Raw genomic sequence first — 19663 nt, 5'->3', positions numbered from 1 at the left:
GCGATGAGTGTTGACGTCTTGGCCTACTGCCTGGCGAAACCGGGTGCCTGGGAAGACGAGCCGTGGGAGGGCGACACTGTCGCCAAGGTCGGCGACAAAGTGTTCGCGTTCCTCGGTGCGGGCACGTCGATCGGCCTCAAATGCGGGCGCGACCGCCTCGAAGCCGACGAGTTGGTCAACATCTACCCCGACGATGTCACCGTGTCGGCCTACATCGGCCGCTACGGCTGGAACAGTATTCGCGTCGGCGGCGCGGTCCCCGACGACGAACTGCGCGAACTGATCGACGCCTCCTACGACGCGGTCGTCGCCAAACTCCCGAAGTCGAAGCGCCCCACTGCCTGAGCTTTTCAGCCGACGTTAAGCGCCTCACATGGCACCACAACGAAGATCACGCCCATGCTGGCAGGGGCGTCGCGCGACGACGAGCGATCCGATCGACGAATATCGGACGTAGGGAAGGTGCGATCGGGTCATTCCCCCACCGGCTGGGCGTGGTTCGCTCGGTGACCGACCCGCTCACGAACGAGACCGATCGACCTCGGGACGAACCCATCATCATCGGCGGTCCTGCCGACTCGGTGAAAGATCCAGGACGTCGAACCATCGCAGCGCCGGATGCAGCCGTGCCCGCAGAACTGGGACGACAACGCGCGCCAGGGCTGACAAGCGATGCTGTCGCAGCGTGGGACGCAGCCGCCACGGAAGGTGCCCTTCGACCCCCCGCGCCCGGTTCGGGGGCACGGGCCGCGCGGCGGCTGGCCGGGATCGCTGCGGCCCGCCTTGCGGATGCCCCCGCCGCGGCGGAGGAACAGCTGCGGCGGGCGCTCGTCGTCGGCGCCGGTGAACTGGACGGTCGAGAACTCGCCGCGATGCGCACCCAGCTGGTCACCGCCGTCGCCGCCCAGCCGGGGCGCGACCGTGCGATGGCCCGTGCCGCCGCGTCGGCCGCCGCCAGTTGGCAGCCGATCTCGCAGGCCGATGCTGTCCATCTGTGGCTGGTCGCCGGGCGCGCCTGGCATCGGGCGGGCAGGCACGGCGAGGCGGTGGTCGCCTTCGACCGTCCGCTGCTGACCGGAACTGTCGGCTATCCACCCGCCGAGCTCGCGCGGGTCCGCGCCCAGTTCGCCGAATCATTGAATCACCTCGGTCGCTACCGCCAGGCCGCGTGGCAGTTCGCCGAGGCGGCCCGGCTGATCGCCGGTTCGCCCGCGCAGCGCCGCCGCCACGCCGATCTGGTGTGGTCGGCCGCGGTCGCCCGCGAGTGCTGTGGGCAGGAGTCCGAGGCGCTCGGGGGCTACCTGCGCGCCGCGGGGCTGTGGGGTGAACAGGACAAGATCGTGCCGAGGGCCCGCTGCCTGCGCGCCGCCGCCTGGCTGCAACTGCGCGGACCCGAGGGGCGCGTGCGCGGACCGTGGTGGGTGACGATCGATGTGTTGCTGACCGAACTGAACCGCCGGGTCGCCGCCGATCCGGCCGCGCATCTCGTCGAAGAGCTGAAACACACCCGCGCCCAGTTCGCCCAGATGTGCGCGCAGGCGTCCCCACCTCGCGAGCGCCGTGGCGGCCCGGAGCAGTCCGGTCCGCCCCGGTCCGGTCGGCCGGATTAAGCTCAGACCTCATGCACGAAACAGCTCGGCCGCGTCGCAAGCTCGGCGTCATGGGCGGCACCTTCGACCCGATCCACCACGGCCACCTGGTCGCGGCGAGCGAGGTCGCGAACCGGTTCGAGCTCGACGAAGTGATCTTCGTCCCGACCGGTCAGCCGTGGCAGAAGGTCAACAAGCAGGTCAGCCCCGCCGAGGATCGCTACCTGATGACGGTCATCGCCACCGCGTCCAACCCGAGGTTCTCCGTCAGCCGGGCCGACATCGAACGCAACAAGGTCACCTACACGGTGGACACCCTGCGCGAGATGCAAAACACGCACCCCGACGCGGAGCTGTACTTCATCACCGGTGCGGACGCGCTGGCCAACATCCTGACATGGCAGGATTGGACCGAACTGTTCGAACTGGCGAAGTTCGTCGGGGTGAGCCGACCGGGTTACGAACTGAACACCGATCATCTCGAGGAGCATCTGCGGGACCTTCCCGCCGACGCCGTGACGATGGTCGAGATCCCCGCGCTGGCCATCTCGTCGAGCGAATGCCGCCGCCGCGCAGCGGATGGTCGGCCGGTCTGGTACCTCGTCCCCGACGGCGTGGTGCAGTACATATCGAAGCGGCACCTCTATGTGCCCGCAGGAACGGAAGGTAGCTGACGTTGAGCCACATGAGCGAGGGTCTGACCCCACAGGAGGAGACCGTATGAGTGCCTCTACCGAAGCGATCGAGATGGCAACGGTCGCCGCACTCGCTGCCGACGACAAGCTCGCCACCGATGTCGTCGTGCTCGACGTCTCCGAGCAGCTGGTGATCACCGACTGCTTCGTGATCGCCTCGGCGCCCAACGAGCGCCAGGTCAACGCGATCGTCGACAACATCGAGGACAAGCTGCGCGAAGCCGGTCACAAGCCGGTCCGTCGCGAAGGCACCCGTGAGGGTCGCTGGGCACTGCTCGACTATGTCGACATCGTCGTACACGTCCAGCACAACGACGAGCGCAATTTCTACGCACTCGAGCGCCTGTGGCGTGACTGCCCGGCAGTCCCCGTCGAGGGCATCGCCGCACTCCCGACTCCGGCAGCGGACGACGACGCGCAGGTAGAGGGAATCAACGAGTGAGTAAGTACGCCCATGTGCGCAACCTGATCCTGTTGCGGCACGGGCAGACCGAATGGAACGCGGCCGACCGGATGCAGGGCCAGATCGACACCGATCTCACCGAACTCGGTCGCCAACAGGCCAAAGAGGCTGCGCGCGAACTGGGTTCACGCAACGCCATCGCGATCCACGCCTCCGATCTGCGCCGCGCCAAGGAAACCGCGCAGGCGCTCGGCGACATCAGCGATCTGCCTGTCCTCACCGATCAGCGGCTGCGCGAGACCAACCTGGGTGACTGGGAAGGCCTGACCCACCTCGAAGTCGACGCCGACTACCCCGGCGCGCGTGTGCAGTGGCGTCTGGACGCCACCTACACACCGCCCGGTGGCGAGAGCAAGCTCGAGGTCGGTGCGCGGGCCCTGCCTGTGGTGCGCGAACTGTACAACGAGCGGCAGGATTGGCCCGGTCGGACTATCATCCTGGTTGCGCACGGCGGGCTGATCGCTGCTCTGACGGCCGCGTTGCTGGAACTGCCACCGGAGAACTGGCCTGCCCTCGGCGGGCTGGCCAATACCAGCTGGGTGCAGCTTTCCAGTCACGGCCCGGATGTCGATCGACCCGGCTGGCGCCTCGATGTTTGGAACGCAGCGGCGAAGGTAGCTCCCGATGTCCAATGAAGAGCCCGTCCGATCGGTACCTGATGAGATGTTCCAGCAGGTGACGGCCAAAGCCGGACGGCAATTGCCGGACGCGCTATTCGGTCCGCCACCTGCTCGCGCAGAGCGCGAGGAACCGATCCGTTCGGTACCGGACGAACTCTTCAAGCAGGTCACCGCGCGCAGCGAACGATCGCTGCCCGATGCCCTGTTCGGCCCGCTTCCCCCGCCGGTCGTCGCTGAACCCGAGCCGGTCGACTCGGCGGCAGCAGCCGTCGAGTCCGGCTCGGAGGCAGCGGATTCCGAGCCGGCCGTCGAGGTTCCCTCGGACGGCAGCGTCGATGCCGACAGCGCGGTGACCGCGATCGGTGACGAGGCCGAGGGTGGACTCGACGCGGTCGAGATCGCATCGAGTTCCGCTGTGCGGGAAGCCGAACCCGGCGACGTGGACTCCGCTGTCGTAGCTACGGATACCGACCAGTCGCCTGCGGAGGCCATCGCGGCCGATCCGGCTGCGGATTCGGCTCCCGTCGGCGACGTCTCCGCTGAGGCTCCGGCGGTAGTCGCCGAGTCGCTCGCGGATGCCACCGATTCGATCGATCCGGCTGTGCCACAAACACTCCGACCGGAAACGGCTGATCCGGTTCGGTCCGACGCCGAGGTCACTACCTCGGTCGACGATTCCGGAGCTGCTTCGATCGAGGTCGCGGCAGCCGCCGGCGGAATCGATCCTGCTGATGCACAGGCCGATCCCGCCGCTGCACGCCAGGACCTGGACTCCGCAGACAGCTTGCTGACGACTTCGCCTGCCGCAGGCGCGAATCTCGTTGTCGCGGCGTCCACGAACGCGGTTGCACCGCAGGGCGAATCGGTAGCGGTGGCAACCGCCGGTTCTTCGCTCGTCGAGGAAGCCGGTTCGCCGAGGCCGGTGGAGTCCGCCGCACCGCGCCCCGTGCTGCTGGTGATCGCGGACTCGCTCGCCTATTACGGTCCGAAAGGCGGCCTGCCCGCCGACGATCCGCGGATCTGGCCGAATATGGTCGCCGCGGAACTGGATTGGGATGTCGAGCTGATCGCGCGGATCGGCTGGACCTGTCGCGACGCGTACTGGGCACTGATCGGTGATCCGCGGGTATGGGCCGCGGTGCCGCGTGCCGGGGCGGTCGTGTTCGCCGTCGGCGGCATGGACACCCTGCCGTCTCCGCTGCCCACCGCGCTGCGGGAGATGATCCGCTACATCCGTCCGCCGCGTCTGCGCCGTGGCGTGCGAGCGACTTACAACTGGTTGCAGCCGAAGCTGTCGAAACTCGGTCGCCCGGTTGCCCTTCCGCCGAGGGTGAGCGTGGACTACCTGGAGCAGTCGCGGACTGCGTTGAACCATCTGCGGCCGGAGCTGCCGGTCGTGGCGGTGCTGCCGTCGGTGCACAAGTGCGACGCCTACGGGCGGGTGCACAGCGGCAGGGCACGGGCGGTCAAGGCCTTGCAGGCGTGGTCCGGTCGCACCTCGGTGCCGCTCGTCGACCTCGGCGAGGCCGTGCGTGACGACATCGAGTCGGGCTCGGCGAACCCGGACGGCATCCACTGGGGCTGGGCTGGGCACGCGGCAGTGGCGACGGCGATGACCAAGGCGCTGCAGGAGGTCCGGTAGTCCGTGGCCGTTGTGGTGGTCACCGATTCGGCGGCGGGATTGTCCGCTGATCTCGTCGCCGAGTTCGGTATCGAAGTGGTGCCGTTGCATGTGCTCGTCGGTGAGCGGGAGATCCGGGAGGGCGTCGATCCGATCGAGATCGACTACACGGCGGACTCGGTCACCACCTCGGCCGCTTCGCCCGGAGAACTGCGCGAAGCCTACGAACGCGCGTTGAGCCATAGCGATGGTGACGGGGTCGTCGCGGTGCATCTGTCGCGCCGGTTGTCGGCGACCTGGGAATCGGGTCGTCAGGCGGTGCGCGACATGGGCGCCGAAGATCGTGTGCGCGTGGTCGATTCGCTCGGTGCCGGTCTTGCCACCGGTCTGCCGGTGCTGGCCGCCGCGCGCAGAGCGATGGCAGGCGAGGCGCTGGACGATGTCTACGATTGCGCGGTGTCGGCCGCGACCCGTTCTCGCACGTTCATCCTGGTCAACCGCACCGAACAACTCCGCAAGGGCGGCAGGCTGAGTAGCGCCGCTGCGTTCTTCGGCAGCGAACTGGTGACGAAGCCGCTGCTGCAGCTGGTGGAGGGCAAGCTCGAAATGCGCGAGAAGGTGCGCACCAGATCGCGCGCCTACACCAAGCTGGTAGCCGCCGCGGTGGACGCGGCCGCGTCCGACGGTGCGGCCCTCGGCATTCAGCATCTCGGTGCTCCCGAGGCCGCCGAGAACATTGCGGCGCAACTGCGTGAGCAGCTGCCGGAGGTTCGGGAACTCTATGTCGCCGAGTTCGGCCCCGCGCTCGGCGTGCACCTCGGTGTCGGCGCGGTCGCCGTCGCGGTGTTGCCGGGCGGATGTGTCTGAGCGGTGCCGGTTCAGAATCTCGCTGAGGGTAAACCCTTCGGTGCCGGCGATCCGGTGCCTACCGTAGGTGGCATGGCTGGCACCACCTCTCCACGAACCGACCTCCCACTGCGGGTACTCGAAGTCGACTGGGACCATCCCGACGCCGAGACGCTGCGCGCGGAGATGTCGGCGGAGGTCGGCCCTCGCTACGCCTACCTCGAGCTCGCCGAGCGTGGGCTCGCGCCCAATGCGGTCGATCTTTCCAGCGTGCACCGAACCTTCGTCGCCTACGCGGCGGCAGAACCAGCCGGCCACGCCGCATTGCGGTGGAACTCCGATGATTTGGAACTCAAGCGGATGTTCGTCCGCCCCGCCTATCGCGGCACCGGAACCGCGACCGCGCTCCTGCACGCGGCCGAGGCGGCTGTCCGAGCGGCGGGCAGGCCCCGGATGATCCTGCAGACCGGGCATTTGCAGCCCGACGCGGTGCGCTTCTACGAACGCAGCGGGTATCACCGGATTCCGTTGTTCGCGCCGTATCACGTCCTGCCGTTGTCGAACTGTTTCGCGAGGAACCTGCACTGAAGTGGTGATCGCGTGGGGATCTACGATTCCCCGATGACCGGATACGACGACTTCGACCAGCTCGACGCCGCGAACCTGCCTCCCCGCAGGCAACACATCCTCGCCGTGATCAGGGATTCGGTGCTCGCCCACGGCTACGCGCCGAGCACACGGGAGATCGCCGACGCGGTGGGCCTGCGCTCCACATCCGCGGTCTCCCAACACCTGAAGGCGTTGGAGGAGGACGGTTTCCTGCGCCGTGCAGCCACCGTGGCTCGTCCCATCGACGTGCGCCTGTTCCTGCGTGGCGCACCCGCCGCCGACTCCGACGCCTCGGTGTCGGTGCCCGTCGTGGGCGACATCGCCGCGGGCGCCCCGATCCTGGCAGAGCACAACCCCGACGACGTCCTGACGCTGCCGCGTGAACTGGTCGGCCGCGGTGAGGTTTTCGGTCTGCGGGTACGCGGTGACTCGATGATCGACGCCGCGATCTGCGACGGCGATCTCGTCGTGGTCCGTAGTCAGCGAGAAGCCAACTCCGGCGACATCGTCGCCGCCATGATCGGCGAGGAGGCCACAGTCAAGGTGTACCGCCGCCGCAACGGCCACGTCCACCTCGAACCGCGCAACCCCGCCTACTCCGTGATCGACGGCGACGAAGCGGTCATCCTGGGTCGCGTCGTGTCGGTGATGCGCCGACTCTGAGGTCGCTACGCCGGGCCGAACCAGTCCAGCGACTGGCCGTGCGGCCCGGCGTAAGCCAACGGCTCGTCGTCGAGGGCGAGCACCAACCGGGCCGCTTCCGACTCGCGAGTCGGCAGCCGATCGACAAGCGAGGCGATCACCCCGGTGCCCTCCTGCGAAACCCAGTGGCAGGGCAGATCCTGCACCGTCGCTCGGAAGTCCGCGCGCGCCCTCGGCGAGAGGTAGGTGAGCACGGCGCTGTGGAACACCACCACCGTGCTGTCGCGTGGTGCCTCGTGTACCAACTCGGTGACCTGCTCGTTCAAGTCGCCGGTCGCGATGGTCGCGGGATCCGCGGCGGCGATCGCACAGGCCGCGCGCAGCCGAGTCAGCCGCTCGTCCTGACCCGGCCAGACGAGGGCAGACAGCCATTGCTGGTCGTCCTCGTCGCCGGCATCGAGCGGGTTCAGGTCCACTCCTGCTCGATGGACGACTCGGGGGAGCCGGTCCGGGATCGGCACCGGACCGGTTGTCTCGCAGGTCAACACAACCGGCGACGGACCGTCGGACGGATCCAACGCGGCTCCGTCGTAGCGGTAGCTGAAACGGTCCGGGTACAGGCACAGTCCGGCCGAGGCGCCGACCTCGATGAGTGACAGGGGCCCGGGTAGCCGGGCCAGTACCGGCAGTAAGGTCGCTGCCCGGCCCGCTTCGTTCGTCTGCGTTCGCCGGGTCAGTGCCGTGGCCGAGATCGCCGGCCAGTTCTCGCGCAGCTGTTCGCGGAACTCGCTGTAGGGAACCGCGATCGCACCGTTCACTCGCGCGGCAGCCAGGATCAGGTTGGGTTGCTGCTTGTCCGTCGGCAATCCGGCGATCAGCGCCAGGGTCGCCGGATCCGTGCTGATATCCAGGGCCCGTCGGTGATAGAGCGGGGAATTGTCGCGCGCCTCGCGGAGTGCGAAGTCGCGGAATCGTTGTGCGAGTTCCATACGTACCTGAGTACTTCGAGTTGGCCATGAGCGCACGGTATCCACCCGGGCCGGCCGGAATCCGTGCGCGAGGGCCGCCGAGGGTGGGTTGTCCACAGGCTCGGAGTTATCCACAGGTTTCTTTCCGGCCCAGGTCAGCGAGTCTTCGCCGGCCCGGCGTCGGCATAGCGTCGCTGCCATGTCACGACACGAGGAGCACGAACGGGTACGGCGGCGGCTGGGTGGTCTGGCGGTCCGCGATCGAGGACGACCGAGCAGTCAACCGCCGCGCGAGTCCGGGAGGGGTTCCGGGACGGTTGATTCGCGCGTCGACGACGACGCAGGGCAGTGGGACGAAGACGGACTCGCGCCCTCGTCCGGGCCGCCGGGAACGGTCGCGACACCAGTGTGGCTCGACGACGGTGCTTCGCGAGGGCGAAACCGGCTGGTGCCCGAGCGCTTTCGTGAAGCACGGCTGGATCCGGGTCGTCGTGGAGTGATAGTCCTCGGCCTGGTGGGAGTCATCGCCGTGGTGCTGACCGGCGTGATGGTGCTGCGCGATCAGCCCGTTGCGCGGGCGGTGCCACCGGTGCCGGCACTCCGGGCGGAGAGCATCGCGGTGCAAGCCGATCCGACCGTTGCGGTTGCGGCCGTGTCGGGCCGAGGACCGAGTACGAGTGCTGAGGTTGTTGTCAGTGTGGTCGGTTTGGTCGAGCGGGCTGGGCTGCACCGACTGCCGGACGGATCTCGGATCGCCGACGCTCTCGAAAAAGCCGGCGGGACCCGAGAAGGTGCTGATCTGGCAGGGCTGAACCTGGCCCAACGGCTTGCCGACGGTGACCAGGTCGTCGTCGGTGCGACCGACCCCCAGGTCGGACAACCACGCCTCGGCAGCATCATGATCGGTGCCGGTCGCGCCTCCCCACCCGCGCCGAACAGTGCGGGCCCGAGCAGGGTGGGTTCTGATTCCGCAGGTCCCAGCACCGGGGGTGGTACGGGCGCCGAATCCCGCCTCGATCTGAACACCGCGACCGAAGCCGAATTGGACGCACTACCCGGAGTCGGCCCGGTCACCGCCAAAGCGATCCTCGCGTGGCGCTCGACAAACGGCCGTTTCACCGATGTCGCTCAACTCGGCGAGGTCGACGGCATCGGCCCGGCGCGCTTGGCCCGACTGCGCGAGCTGGTGACGACATGATGCCTCCGCGCTGTAGCGGACAACACGAAAGCCGTTGCACCGCGACTGATCACCAAATGGTCGCTGATGCAGCGGAGGCGACCGCATGACCTGCCCGATGTGGCCGTGCGTGCGGCAGGAAAGTCTGCGCGCCACAGACCGATCCGCGGGAACGCTGGACGACCGGGCCTCAGAGCCGGGCGAGCTTCCCGCGGCATGCGCGATCGGACTCGGCGAAACACAGTGCGCCGCACACATGCCCACGGGGAATTCGGACAGCGGCAGGTCCAGACGTGACGACGTGGCCGGCGGATGAGGGCGGCGCTGGGCGAGGAGACAGTTCGGGAGGAGTCAGCCGAGCGGCGAGCATCGAGGGCCGCGCCGCGGGTGAGGGCCGAGAAGCTTCGGCGGACATGGGTAGCGCGGTTCTGGCACGCAGTGGGAAGACCGGAACGGGATCGGCGGATGAGCGCGGGGGCGCAGGGGGAGGCAGTCGGTGCCGACGTGGAGCATCAGGTGCTCGATATGCGGCTGGTGCCCGCGGCGCTCGGGTGCTGGGTGGCGACGATCGTCGCGGTGACCGTGGGGTGGGTTGCGGGCTCGGTGTCGGCCGTAGGTGCCGTGGTGGTGGCGATCGGGCTGTGGGTGGTGCTGTTGTGGGCGATGGCGCATCGGCGGGAGCGGTGGCGGGTTGTCGCGGTTACCGGGTTGGCGACGATGTTGCTCAGCGCAGGCTTCGCGGCTGCGGGTGCTTGGCAGGAGCATCATATCCAGTCGCACCCGTTGCGAGAGTCGTTCGGTCGCTCGGTAAGTGTGTTCGCGGTCGTCACCGACGATGCGAAGCCGATGCGCGCCGGTGGGTTCGGTGGCGAGCGACGGTGGATTGTTCGCGCGGGTCTGCGCGAGTTCGGTCAGGGTCGGGAGTGGACACAGGCGAGCGGTTCGATCGTGGTGCTCGCGCAGGGGCGCGAATGGGCGGAGTTGTCACCTGGACAGCTGGTGCGGTTCCGGGCAGAGGTCAGCGAGCCGAGCCGCGCGGATCTGACTGTTGCCACGTTGCGCGCCACCGATGCGCCCAATCGGATCGGCGAGCCGCCGTGGTGGCAGCGCGTTGCGGCGAACGTGCGATCGGACCTGGTCGAAGCCTCTGCCGTGGCACTGCCACCTACCGCGGCAGGATTGCTGCCGGCGCTCGTCGTGGGCGATACCGTCGCATTGTCAGAAGATGTGCGTGACGCGTTCGAAGTGGCTGGGCTGCAGCACCTTTGTGTTGTCAGCGGAGCCAATTTCACGATCCTGTTGACGGCTCTGTTGGCACTCACCCGACTGCTCACGGCAGGTCCCCGGATCAGCGCCGCCGCGGCGGCGGGGGTCGTCGTACTATTCGTCGTCATCGCGCGTCCCGACCCGAGTGTGCTGCGCGCGGCAGCGATGGGTTCGGTGACAGTGCTGGCTCTGCTCACCGGACGGCGCAAACAGGCGCTACCCGCGCTGTGCGCGGCCGTGATCGGATTGCTCGCCGTCGCACCACAATTGGCGGTGAGCGCGGGATTCGCACTATCCGTGATCGCTACGGCGGGGCTCATTCTGCTGGCGCCCAGCTGGGCGGACTGGTTGCGAGCGCGCGGATGGTGGCGCGCACCCGCGGAGATCGTCGCGGTATCGGCGGCCGCGTTCGTCGTCACCCTGCCGCTGATGGTCGCCCTGTCGGGGCGGGTGAGCCTGGTGGCGATCGTGGCGAACGCGCTCGTCGCACCGGTGGTGGGGCTGATCACGGTGATCGGTGCGGTGGGCGCGGTCGTGGCGTGCGGGTGGGGTGGTGGTGCGGTATGGGTGCTCTGGTGTGCCCGCCCACCGATGTGGTGGTTGCTCGGCGTCGCCGATCGGGCTGCTTCAGTGCCGGGCGCCGCGGTCACTGTGCCAGGAGGTGCTGCCGGGGGAGCGGTCGCGGCAGTGGTCGTCGTGGCGGTCGTGGCAGCCTTGCGCTGGTCGCACACCCGCAGATTCCTTGCCGTAGCGGCGTTGGGTGTGTCGATAGTGCTGGTCCCGGTGCGCTTCTTGCAGCCGGGTTGGCCGCCACCGGGTTGGGTGCTCGCGATGTGTGATGTAGGCCAAGGTGATGGCCTGGCCTTGTCGGTCGCTCCTGGTGCCGCGGTCGTCATAGACGTCGGCCCCGATCCTCGCCCGATGCGGGCGTGCCTGGACCGCCTGAGGATCACCCACATCCCCCTACTCGTCCTCACCCACCCTCACGCTGACCACATCAACGGACTCGCAGGCGCCCTCCGCGGCCGCACCGTCGACGCGATTGCCACCGCCCCGGGTGAACTCCGCCCAGCCATCGCCCGAACCTGCGCCGTCGCGAACCGAACCCACGAGCCGACGTCGGCCCCGGTACCGACACCGACCACGTCCGGGGAACCGCACCTGGCTGCGGCCTCACACCAGAGGGAGCGAGCACCGACTGCGGGTGGCGATACGCGTCCGAGGACGGGGAGCGATCAGGTCGTCTGCCCGAGTGGAGCCCCGGGGGAGAGCCTGGCGAAGGGTGATGGGCGGTCAACGGACCACGGTGTTTCCCAACGAGAATCGCCCGGCCACAGTGACGACTCCGGGGGAGTCGAGCGGGTGGCGCAACTCGCTGGTGCGGCCGGTATTCCGCTCATGGAACTCCACGCAGGGCACGAAATAACCTTCGGGACAGTCGGATTACGTGTGCTGGCGCCGAGCAAGGAGGAGCCGACATCCTTGGCGGCCGATGAGGCCAACAATCGGTCGCTGGTGATGCGGGCTCGTACACCGGCCGGGACGATCCTGTTCACCGGTGACATCGAGGCCGAGGCGCAGGACCGGATCGTGCGCTGCGGTGATGTCAGGGCGGACATTCTCAAGGTGCCGCATCACGGATCGCGCACCACCACAGCGGAATTCCTCCGTGCCGTCCGCCCGCGCCTGGCCTTGATCAGCGCTGGGTCAGACAACACCTTCGGCCACCCGCACCCGATGGTGACCACCGCCCTTGCCGCGCTCGGCACCACCGTGGCTCGGACCGACGTCGACGGTGACATCGTGATCGTGGGCACCGCCTCCGAACTGCGGACTGTCACGTCCCGCCGACGCGCGCCACCTGCGCGCCACGGACCGCGCCCCGATGGCGTTGGCATGGTTTCGGGGTGAATCGCCGGAGGTGGCGCGTGTCCGGGTTGTCGGTGGGCGTACGTAGGATCGCCTGGTGAGCGAACGCCCTGCCTCGGTGCACCTGGTCCTCGGCGACGAGGAACTGCTGGTCGAACGTGCGGTTGCGAAGGTGACCGCACAGGTGCGGGCCTGTGCGCCCGACCCGGATTCGGTGCCGGTCGATCGATTGCGCGCCGGTGACGCGAGCACCGCTGAGCTGGCCGAGTTGCTCAGTCCGTCGCTGTTCGCCGAGGACCGGGTGATCGTGCTCGAGTCGGCGGCCGAAGCGGGCAAGGACGCGGTCGCGGTGATCACCGAGGCCGCGGCCGATCCGCCGGACGGTGTGGTGCTCATGGTCCTGCACTCGGGCGGCGGCCGGGCCAAGGCGCTGGCGCCCGCGCTGCAGAAGAAGGGCGCGACCGTCCACGAGTGCGCGAAGCTCAACAAGGGCGCCGAGCGGGCGGAGTTCGTGCGGGGCGAGTTCCGGGCGCTCGGGGTCAAGGTACCGACCGAAGTCGTGCAGGTCCTGCTCGAATCCGTCGGTTCGGAGCTGCGCGAATTGGCCGCCGCCTGTTCGCAATTGGTGTCCGACACCGGTGGCAAGGTCGACGCGAACGCGGTCCGTCGCTACTACTCCGGCCGAGCCGAGGTCACCGGCTTCGACGTTGCCGATCTCGCCGTCGCCGGCGACCGCCCCGGCGCGATGGAGGCCCTGCGCTGGGCTACCGACCGCGGTGTCCCACACGTCCTGTTGGCCGACGCCCTCGCCGACTCCGTCCACACCATCGCCAAAGTCGGCTCGGCAGGCCGAGGCGACCCGTTCGCGCTCGCCCAGAAACTCGGCATGCCCCCCTGGAAGATCAAAAAAGCCCAGGCCCAAGCCCGCGGCTGGAACCCCACCACCATCGGCACCGCCCTACAGGTAGTCGCCACCCTCAACGCCGACGTGAAGGGCGGCGCCGCCGACGCCACCTACGCTGTGGAACACGCCCTCGCCCGCATCCTCGACCTCCGCACCACCGGCTGAGCCCAGGTGCCCCGCCTGATCCCCGAACTCATCTGCTCGGACCTACAGGGCAGCCTGGCTTTCTACCGCGTACTCGGGTTCCGCATCCGATACGAGCGGCCCGAAGAGCGATTCGTCTACCTCGAACGTGACGGCGTCGATCTCATGCTCGAACAACCGACCGACCACGACCGGCTCTACCCACGCGCACCGCTCGAGCATCCATACGGGCGAGGCATCAACCTGACCATCGACGTGGACGACGTCGCCGAACTGCACGCGGCGATCACCTCGACCGGCCGGGACCTCTACCTCCCGTTGGAAGACCGCAGGTACCGGCGGGCCACCGACGCGGTCGGGGTGCGCCAGTTCGCAGTGCAGGATCCGGACGGCTATCTGCTGCGGATTTCCCAGGATCTTGGCACCCGGCCCCACTGAACAGGCGCGCCGCACCTCCATCCAATCGGGATCGAATCGCGATACCAGGTCACTATCGCGGCTGGCACAGTTGATCATGAGATGGTTGAGCCGAGTGGTAGCCGGGATGGAAGAGGCGGGCGCGGTCGACGCGGTCGGGGCTCGGTGGGGCGAACAGCACGGCAGGTGGTGAAGGTTGTCGCGGCGGTGTTGTCGGCCGCGGTGGTGGTTGTCACGGCGTATGGGTGGTCGACGGCGGGGAGTTTCGACGCGGGGTTCTTGCGGTCGCGGGCGATCGGTGACGACGCACCGCATTCACTCGGAGGCGATCTCAATATCCTGCTGATCGGGTTGGACACCCGGCGCGATCAGAACGGCAACGAGCTGCCGTCCGAAGTCCTCGACCAACTGCACGCGGGCGACGGTGACGAGGGCGGATACAACGCCAATACCCTGATCCTGGTACACATTCCGGCCGCGATGGACAAGATCGTCGCGGTATCGATTCCCCGCGACGACTATGTGCCGGTCAGCGGCATCCCGGGCTACACCCACGCCAAGATCAAGGAGACGTACGGGTTGAAGAAGGCCGCCGTGCAGGACCAGCTGATCGCGCGGGGCGTCACCGATCAGCGGAAGCTGGAACAGGCGGGTAGGGAGGCGGGGCGAGCTTCGACCGTGGCCGCGGTCCGGGATCTGACGGGGGTGCCGATCGACAGATTCGCCGAGGTCACCCTGGGGGGATTCTACGATCTGGCCGCCGCGCTCGGCGGCGTGGAGGTCTGCTTGAACAAGCCGGTGAAGGACGACGAGTTCTCCGGCGCCGATTTCCCCGCGGGCCGACAGCAGCTGGATCCGGCACAGGCGCTGGCCTTCGTCCGGCAGCGGCACGGGCTGGAGAACGGCGACCTGGACCGAACGCACCGGCAACAGGCGTTCCTGACCTCGGTGGCCAGGCAGCTACGTAGCGCGGGCACGCTCACCGACCCGGGCAAGCTCTCGGCGCTGATGGATGTGGCGCATCGCAACATCGTGCTGTCGGACGGTTGGAACATGACCGAATTCGTCCGCACCCTCGGCGCCGCCGACGATCCGCAGGTCGAATTCCGCACCCTGCCGGTGCTGCGCTACGACGTGATCAACGGCCAGGACGTGAACATCGTCGACCGGCCCGCGATCCGCCGCGAGATCGCCGCGGCCTTCGGAATGCCGGTACCGACAGCCGCCACCGCCAAGCGCACCGGGCAACGCACGGAACCGCCTGCCGCCTGGTCGTCGGAGTCGACCGCGGGCGCTTGGCGAACCAGCACGACCACCTCGGAGACGGAGACTCCCGACGCGGGCAAGCCGGTCCGCAGCGATATCACCTCGGGGCAGGTGCCCTGCGTGAATTGACTACTCGCCGGCGACGACGAGCGAGACGTCCACTTCCTCGTCGTCGGCGTCGTCGAGATCGTCGTAGCGTCCCTCCCACTCGTCGTAGAGGGGGACTTCGTCTTCACGGGTGACGATCCACGCGGCGCCGTAACCACCCTCCTCGTCGGGCACCATCACATTTTCGACCTTGAGACCGATGCCGAGGATCTCCGCCGCGCGGATCACCTCGGCCAGGTCATCGCCTCGTACCACCGTCTGATTCGCGTACACCGTCAACATGGCGCGAATGGTAGCCGGTGGGAAGGAACGACAAAAGCCGCCGTGGTCATCGAGGCCACGGCGGCTGCGTCTTGCGAGGTATTACCAGCGAGCAGCAGGCTCGCCGACGATCAGATCTTGTTCAGAGCCAGCGCGAGCGCGGACTTCTTGTTGGCCGCCTGGTTGGCGTGGATGACGCCCTTGGACGCGGCCTTGTCGAGCTTGCGGCTCGCGAACTGCAGCTGCTCAGCAGCCTTTTCCTTGTCACCGCTGGAGGCAGCTTCACGGAAGTTGCGGATCGCGGTGCGCAGCGCGGACTTGACCGACTGGTTACGCTTGCGCGCTTCCTCGTTGGTACGGATCCGCTTCATCTGGGACTTGATGTTGGCCACGCCTGTATCCTCTGGTTTCCTGTCGCTGGGTGGTATTCCTTGAAAGCTCGTCGGGCGCGCGCCCACGATGCAGCAGATGGTGCTGAACTACGGGTAACACCGCGCCGAAGATCGAGGTTACCAGCTCGGCACCCCCCGGCGAAATCGGCCCTCGATCCACTCCGACCGGGGAGACGACGCCGATTTCACCCGTTTCAGGTGATGCAAAGAATTTACCTGTGTCACACACGACCCTGCCGCCGGGTGATGCAGAGTTTTTGTCATGACCTCCACCACTGCGCCGAGTACGGCTCGATCTGCATCACCGGCCATGGTGAGAACGAACGGCCATCCGACAACCACGCACACCGGATTGTTCGAGGGGTACGGCCCCGGCCGCTTCGCCGACGCGTTCGACGAGATGTTCGACGGGTCGGGAAAAGTACGGGCACCGTACAAGGGAATCCACGCCGCGATGGCGGCCAATGACGTCGATGACCTGGCCAAACGATCCGACGCGCTGGACCGCGCGTTCATCGACCAGGGCATCACCTTCTCCCTCTCCGGTCAGGAGCGGCCGTTCCCGCTGGATCTGGTGCCGCGGGTGATCGCCGCCGCGGAGTGGGCCAAGCTCGAACGCGGGATCAAACAGCGGGTCACCGCGATGGAGCTGTTCCTGGCCGACGTCTACGGCGAGCAGAACATCCTGCGTGATCAGGTGATCCCCAAGCGACTGGTCACCTCGTGTGAACACTTCCATCGCGAGGCCGCGGGGCTGGTGCCGCCCAACGGCGTGCGTATCCACGTCTCCGGCATCGACCTGGTCCGCGACGAGAAGGGCGACTTCCGGGTACTGGAGGACAACCTGCGCTCGCCGTCGGGGGTGTCCTATGTGATGGAGAACCGGCGCACGATGGCCAGGGTCTTCCCCGATCTGTTCTCCTCGCACCGGGTGCGCGCGGTGGGCGACTATCCGGGCCATCTGCTGCGCGCCCTGCGGGCCTCGGCGGCGCCCAACGAGGTCGACCCGACCGTGGTGGTGCTCACGCCGGGCGTGCACAACGCCGCCTACTTCGAGCATTCGCTGCTGGCCAGGCAGATGGGCGTCGAGCTGGTGGAGGGTCGCGACCTGTTCTGCCGCGACAACGTCGTCTACATGCGCACGACGGCGGGTGAGCGTCAGGTCGACGTGATCTACCGGCGCATCGACGACACCTTCCTCGACCCGATGCACTTCCGCCCCGACTCCGTACTCGGCGTCGCCGGGGTGCTCAACGCCGCGCGCGCGGGCAATGTGGTGATCTCGAGCGCGGTCGGCAACGGCGTCGGCGACGACAAGCTCATCTACACCTATGTGCCCAAGATCATCGAGTACTACCTCGGCGAGAAGCCGATCCTGCCCAATGTCGACACCTTCCGCTGCTGGCTCGACGACGAACGCGAGGAAGTGCTCGATCGGGTCGGCGAACTGGTGGTCAAACCGGTCGAGGGTTCCGGCGGCTACGGCATCGTGATCGGGCCCGACGCGTCGGCGCGCGAGCTGGAGGCGATCAAGCGCAAGATCAAGGCCGACCCGCGTGGCTGGATCGCTCAGCCGGTGGTGCAGCTCTCGACGGTGCCGACCAAGATCGGTGACGATCTCGCGCCTCGCCACGTGGACCTGCGTCCGTTCGCGGTCAACGACGGTGACGACATCTGGGTGCTGCCCGGCGGTCTCACCCGGGTCGCGCTGCCGGAGGGCTCGCTGGTGGTGAACTCCAGTCAGGGCGGCGGCAGCAAGGACACCTGGGTGCTGGCCGGGCGCGCGGGGTCGGTCGACCGAGAACTGGCCGGACCCGAACTCGTCAGCGAACCGCCGCAAACGGATTCGTTCGAGCTCGGTCGCGAACTCAGCACGCCGCAGGCCAATCAGCAACAGCAGCAACAACAGCAGACACAGCGGTTGATCGGGGAATAGGGAAATGCTTGCTCGAAACGCCGAATCCCTCTATTGGATCGGTCGATACGTCGAGCGCGCCGACGATACAGCGCGCATCCTGGACGTGGCAGTCCACCAACTGCTCGAAGACGCTACCGTCGACGCGGACCGCACCTCCCGCGTGCTGCTGAAGGTGCTCGGGATCGAACCGCCCGAGGGCCTGAGCCTCGACGTGTGGTCGGTCACCGATCTCGTCGCCTACAGCCACGACCACGGTGTCTCGATCAGCGACTCCATCACCAAGGCCCGCGAGAACGCCCGCGGCGCACGCGAAGTCACCTCGAGCGAGATGTGGGAATGCCTCAATGCCACCTACAACGGCATGGCCGCGGCGGAGCGGGCCGCGCGCGGCCTCGGCCCGCACGAGTTCTTCTCCTACATCAAGGGCAGGGCGGCGATGTTCACCGGACTGACCGACTCGACCCTGAGTCGCGACGACGGCTACCGCTTCCTGCTGCTCGGGCGCTCCATCGAACGCGTCGACATGATGGTGCGACTGCTGCTCTCGCGTGCCGGTGACAAGACCTCCTCGCCCGCGTGGGTGACCGTGCTGCGCTCGGCGGGCGCGCACGACACCTACTTGCGCACCCATCGCGGCGCCCTCGACGCCGCCAGGGTCGCCGAGTTCATCCTGATCGACCGTCTGTTCCCGCGTTCGGTGTTCCACACGCTGCGGGTCGCCGAGGCCTGCCTGACCGAACTCGATCAGCGACCCGGCAGCCGCGTCGGCGCGCGGCACGAGGCGCAACGGGTGCTCGGACGCGCGCGCAGCGAACTCGAATTCCTGCCGCCGGGAGTGTTGTTGGAAGATCTGCAGAGCCGCCTGCTTGCCCTGCAGAAATCGTGCCGCGAGCTCAGTGAAGCCGTGTCACGCCAGTACTTCCATGCCGCCCCGTGGGTGGCGTGGACCGATGTGCGCAGCAAGCAGGACAGCCGCGTGCAGGTAGAGGGAGAGCTATGAGTTGGCGGATCAGGGTGGTGCACACCACCGGTTATGTCTACGACGCGCCTGTGACGCGATCGTTCAACGAGGCCAGGCTCACCCCGCGCGCCGACAGCAGACAGAACGTGATCCTCAATCGCGTCGAAACCGTGCCCGCGACAAGGGCTTATCGCTATACCGACTACTGGGGCACCGCGGTCACGGCCTTCGACCTGCACGCGCCGCACACCGAACTCGAGGTGACCGGGTCCTCGGTGGTCGAGACCGAACCGTTCGCCGAACCCACCGAGGAACTGAGCTGGGACGAACTGCAGGGCGGGCGGGTCATCGACCGGTTCGACGAGATGCTCAGTCCCACCGCCTATGTGCCGCGCGATCGCAAACTGTCGACCGTGGCGCGCCAGCTCTCGCGCGGTGAGGAGCCGGCCAAGGCGGTGGTGCGCGCGGCCGAGTGGGTGCACAAGGAAATGGACTACATCGCGGGCACCACCTCGGTGCACACCTCGGCGTTGGAGGCCTTCGCCGAGCGTCGAGGCGTGTGCCAGGACTACGCCCACCTGACGCTGGTGTTGTTGCGCAGCATGGGAATTCCCAGTCGCTACGTATCCGGGTATCTGCATCCGAAGCCGGGCGCGGAGATCGGCGAGACGGTGGCGGGCCAGTCGCACGCGTGGATCGAGGCGTGGACCGGGCAGTGGTGGGGATACGACCCGACCAACAATCTCGCCGTCAACGAACAGCACGTGTCGGTCGGTGTCGGACGCGACTACGCCGACGTGCCGCCGTTGAAAGGCGTGTTCTCCGGCGGCGGCTCGACAGACCTCGAGGTCGTTGTGGAGGTCACCCGCCTCGCGTAGTGTCCGAGAGGCTCGTGCGGACCCCGCTCGCCGCGGGGTTGATTCCTCC

20 protein-coding genes are annotated in these 19663 nt (G+C 67.9%); 17 read left to right on the top strand and 3 right to left on the bottom strand.

Translation table 11 applies throughout. The features are described from left to right. Positions 1–3: 3 nt before the first annotated feature. From ASD42_RS26475 to lexA, 9 genes are all read left to right on the top strand, one after another. Positions 4–345: an MmcQ/YjbR family DNA-binding protein gene (locus ASD42_RS26475; protein ID WP_056821475.1), complete on the top strand. Its 342-nt coding sequence runs from the start codon at positions 4–6 to the stop codon at positions 343–345. Between the two features lie 281 nt (positions 346–626). After that, positions 627–1610, top strand: a complete 984-nt coding sequence (locus ASD42_RS26470) for a hypothetical protein (protein WP_131817164.1) — start codon at positions 627–629, stop codon at positions 1608–1610. 11 nt (positions 1611–1621) lie between these two features. Then, the gene (gene nadD, locus ASD42_RS26465) at positions 1622–2263 is read left to right on the top strand and encodes a nicotinate-nucleotide adenylyltransferase (RefSeq protein ID WP_056821473.1); all 642 of its coding nucleotides are present in this window, start codon (positions 1622–1624) and stop codon (positions 2261–2263) included. A 46-nt stretch (positions 2264–2309) separates the two neighbouring features. Next, a complete protein-coding gene (gene rsfS / locus ASD42_RS26460; protein ID WP_056821472.1) occupies positions 2310–2726 on the top strand; it encodes a ribosome silencing factor in 417 nt (138 codons plus the stop codon). Then, a complete protein-coding gene (locus tag ASD42_RS26455; RefSeq protein WP_056821470.1) occupies positions 2723–3382 on the top strand; it encodes a histidine phosphatase family protein in 660 nt (219 codons plus the stop codon). The genes rsfS and ASD42_RS26455 overlap by 4 nt, the downstream gene beginning before the upstream one ends. Next, on the top strand, positions 3372–5009 hold the full coding sequence (octT, locus tag ASD42_RS35455; RefSeq protein ID WP_235569832.1) for a diglucosylglycerate octanoyltransferase: 1638 nt from the start codon (positions 3372–3374) through the stop codon (positions 5007–5009). Before ASD42_RS26455 ends, octT begins: the two co-directional genes overlap by 11 nt. 3 nt (positions 5010–5012) lie before the next feature. After that, positions 5013–5855: a DegV family protein gene (locus tag ASD42_RS26445; RefSeq protein ID WP_056821469.1), complete on the top strand. Its 843-nt coding sequence runs from the start codon at positions 5013–5015 to the stop codon at positions 5853–5855. Between the two features lie 72 nt (positions 5856–5927). Continuing rightward, on the top strand, positions 5928–6422 hold the full coding sequence (locus tag ASD42_RS26440; RefSeq protein ID WP_056821468.1) for a GNAT family N-acetyltransferase: 495 nt from the start codon (positions 5928–5930) through the stop codon (positions 6420–6422). Between the two features lie 33 nt (positions 6423–6455). Continuing rightward, the gene (gene lexA / locus ASD42_RS26435) at positions 6456–7106 is read left to right on the top strand and encodes a transcriptional repressor LexA (protein WP_056821840.1); all 651 of its coding nucleotides are present in this window, start codon (positions 6456–6458) and stop codon (positions 7104–7106) included. Positions 7107–7111: 5 nt separating this feature from the next. On the opposite strand, the gene ASD42_RS26430 is transcribed toward lexA, so the two are convergent. Further along, positions 7112–8074, bottom strand: a complete 963-nt coding sequence (locus ASD42_RS26430) for a DUF2332 domain-containing protein (RefSeq protein ID WP_056821467.1) — start codon at positions 8072–8074, stop codon at positions 7112–7114. A gap of 178 nt (positions 8075–8252) precedes the next feature. On the opposite strand from ASD42_RS26430, the gene ASD42_RS26425 reads away from it, so the two are divergent. The 5 genes from ASD42_RS26425 to ASD42_RS26405 all read left to right on the top strand — a co-directional run bounded on the left by ASD42_RS26425 (position 8253) and on the right by ASD42_RS26405 (position 15225). Next, positions 8253–9251 (top strand): ComEA family DNA-binding protein, encoded by a 999-nt coding sequence (locus ASD42_RS26425; protein ID WP_084787316.1) that lies wholly within the window; start codon positions 8253–8255, stop codon positions 9249–9251. Between the two features lie 444 nt (positions 9252–9695). Beyond that, on the top strand, positions 9696–12407 hold the full coding sequence (locus ASD42_RS33515) for a ComEC/Rec2 family competence protein (protein ID WP_063893742.1): 2712 nt from the start codon (positions 9696–9698) through the stop codon (positions 12405–12407). 55 nt (positions 12408–12462) lie between these two features. Further along, positions 12463–13434 (top strand): DNA polymerase III subunit delta, encoded by a 972-nt coding sequence (holA, locus tag ASD42_RS26415; RefSeq protein WP_056821465.1) that lies wholly within the window; start codon positions 12463–12465, stop codon positions 13432–13434. Positions 13435–13440: 6 nt separating this feature from the next. Continuing rightward, positions 13441–13851, top strand: a complete 411-nt coding sequence (locus ASD42_RS26410) for a bleomycin resistance protein (protein WP_084787315.1) — start codon at positions 13441–13443, stop codon at positions 13849–13851. 144 nt (positions 13852–13995) lie between these two features. After that, entirely contained in the window at positions 13996–15225 is a 1230-nt protein-coding gene (locus ASD42_RS26405) for an LCP family protein (RefSeq protein ID WP_056821464.1), read from the top strand. Here the strand turns inward: ASD42_RS26405 and ASD42_RS26400 are convergent, their stop codons facing one another. Both ASD42_RS26400 and rpsT read right to left on the bottom strand, forming a co-directional pair. Beyond that, on the bottom strand, positions 15226–15486 hold the full coding sequence (locus tag ASD42_RS26400; protein WP_056821463.1) for a hypothetical protein: 261 nt from the start codon (positions 15484–15486) through the stop codon (positions 15226–15228). A gap of 110 nt (positions 15487–15596) precedes the next feature. After that, positions 15597–15857 (bottom strand): 30S ribosomal protein S20, encoded by a 261-nt coding sequence (gene rpsT, locus ASD42_RS26395; protein ID WP_056821462.1) that lies wholly within the window; start codon positions 15855–15857, stop codon positions 15597–15599. 310 nt (positions 15858–16167) lie between these two features. Here rpsT and ASD42_RS26390 point away from each other — a divergent pair, with 310 nt between their 5' ends. From ASD42_RS26390 to ASD42_RS26380, 3 genes are read left to right on the top strand one after another with little or no spacing between them, the layout of a single operon-like run. Further along, entirely contained in the window at positions 16168–17793 is a 1626-nt protein-coding gene (locus ASD42_RS26390; protein ID WP_056821460.1) for a circularly permuted type 2 ATP-grasp protein, read from the top strand. A gap of 4 nt (positions 17794–17797) precedes the next feature. After that, positions 17798–18775, top strand: a complete 978-nt coding sequence (locus tag ASD42_RS26385; RefSeq protein ID WP_056821459.1) for an alpha-E domain-containing protein — start codon at positions 17798–17800, stop codon at positions 18773–18775. After that, positions 18772–19614: a transglutaminase family protein gene (locus ASD42_RS26380; protein WP_056821458.1), complete on the top strand. Its 843-nt coding sequence runs from the start codon at positions 18772–18774 to the stop codon at positions 19612–19614. Before ASD42_RS26385 ends, ASD42_RS26380 begins: the two co-directional genes overlap by 4 nt. Positions 19615–19663: the final 49 nt, after the last annotated feature.

Origin of the sequence: Nocardia sp. Root136 (genome assembly GCF_001427185.1) — a bacterium.
GTDB classification, from domain to species: domain Bacteria; phylum Actinomycetota; class Actinomycetes; order Mycobacteriales; family Mycobacteriaceae; genus Nocardia; species Nocardia salmonicida.
Note: the sequence above shows the minus strand (reverse complement) of the source record. Positions and strands in the feature narration are given on the sequence as shown.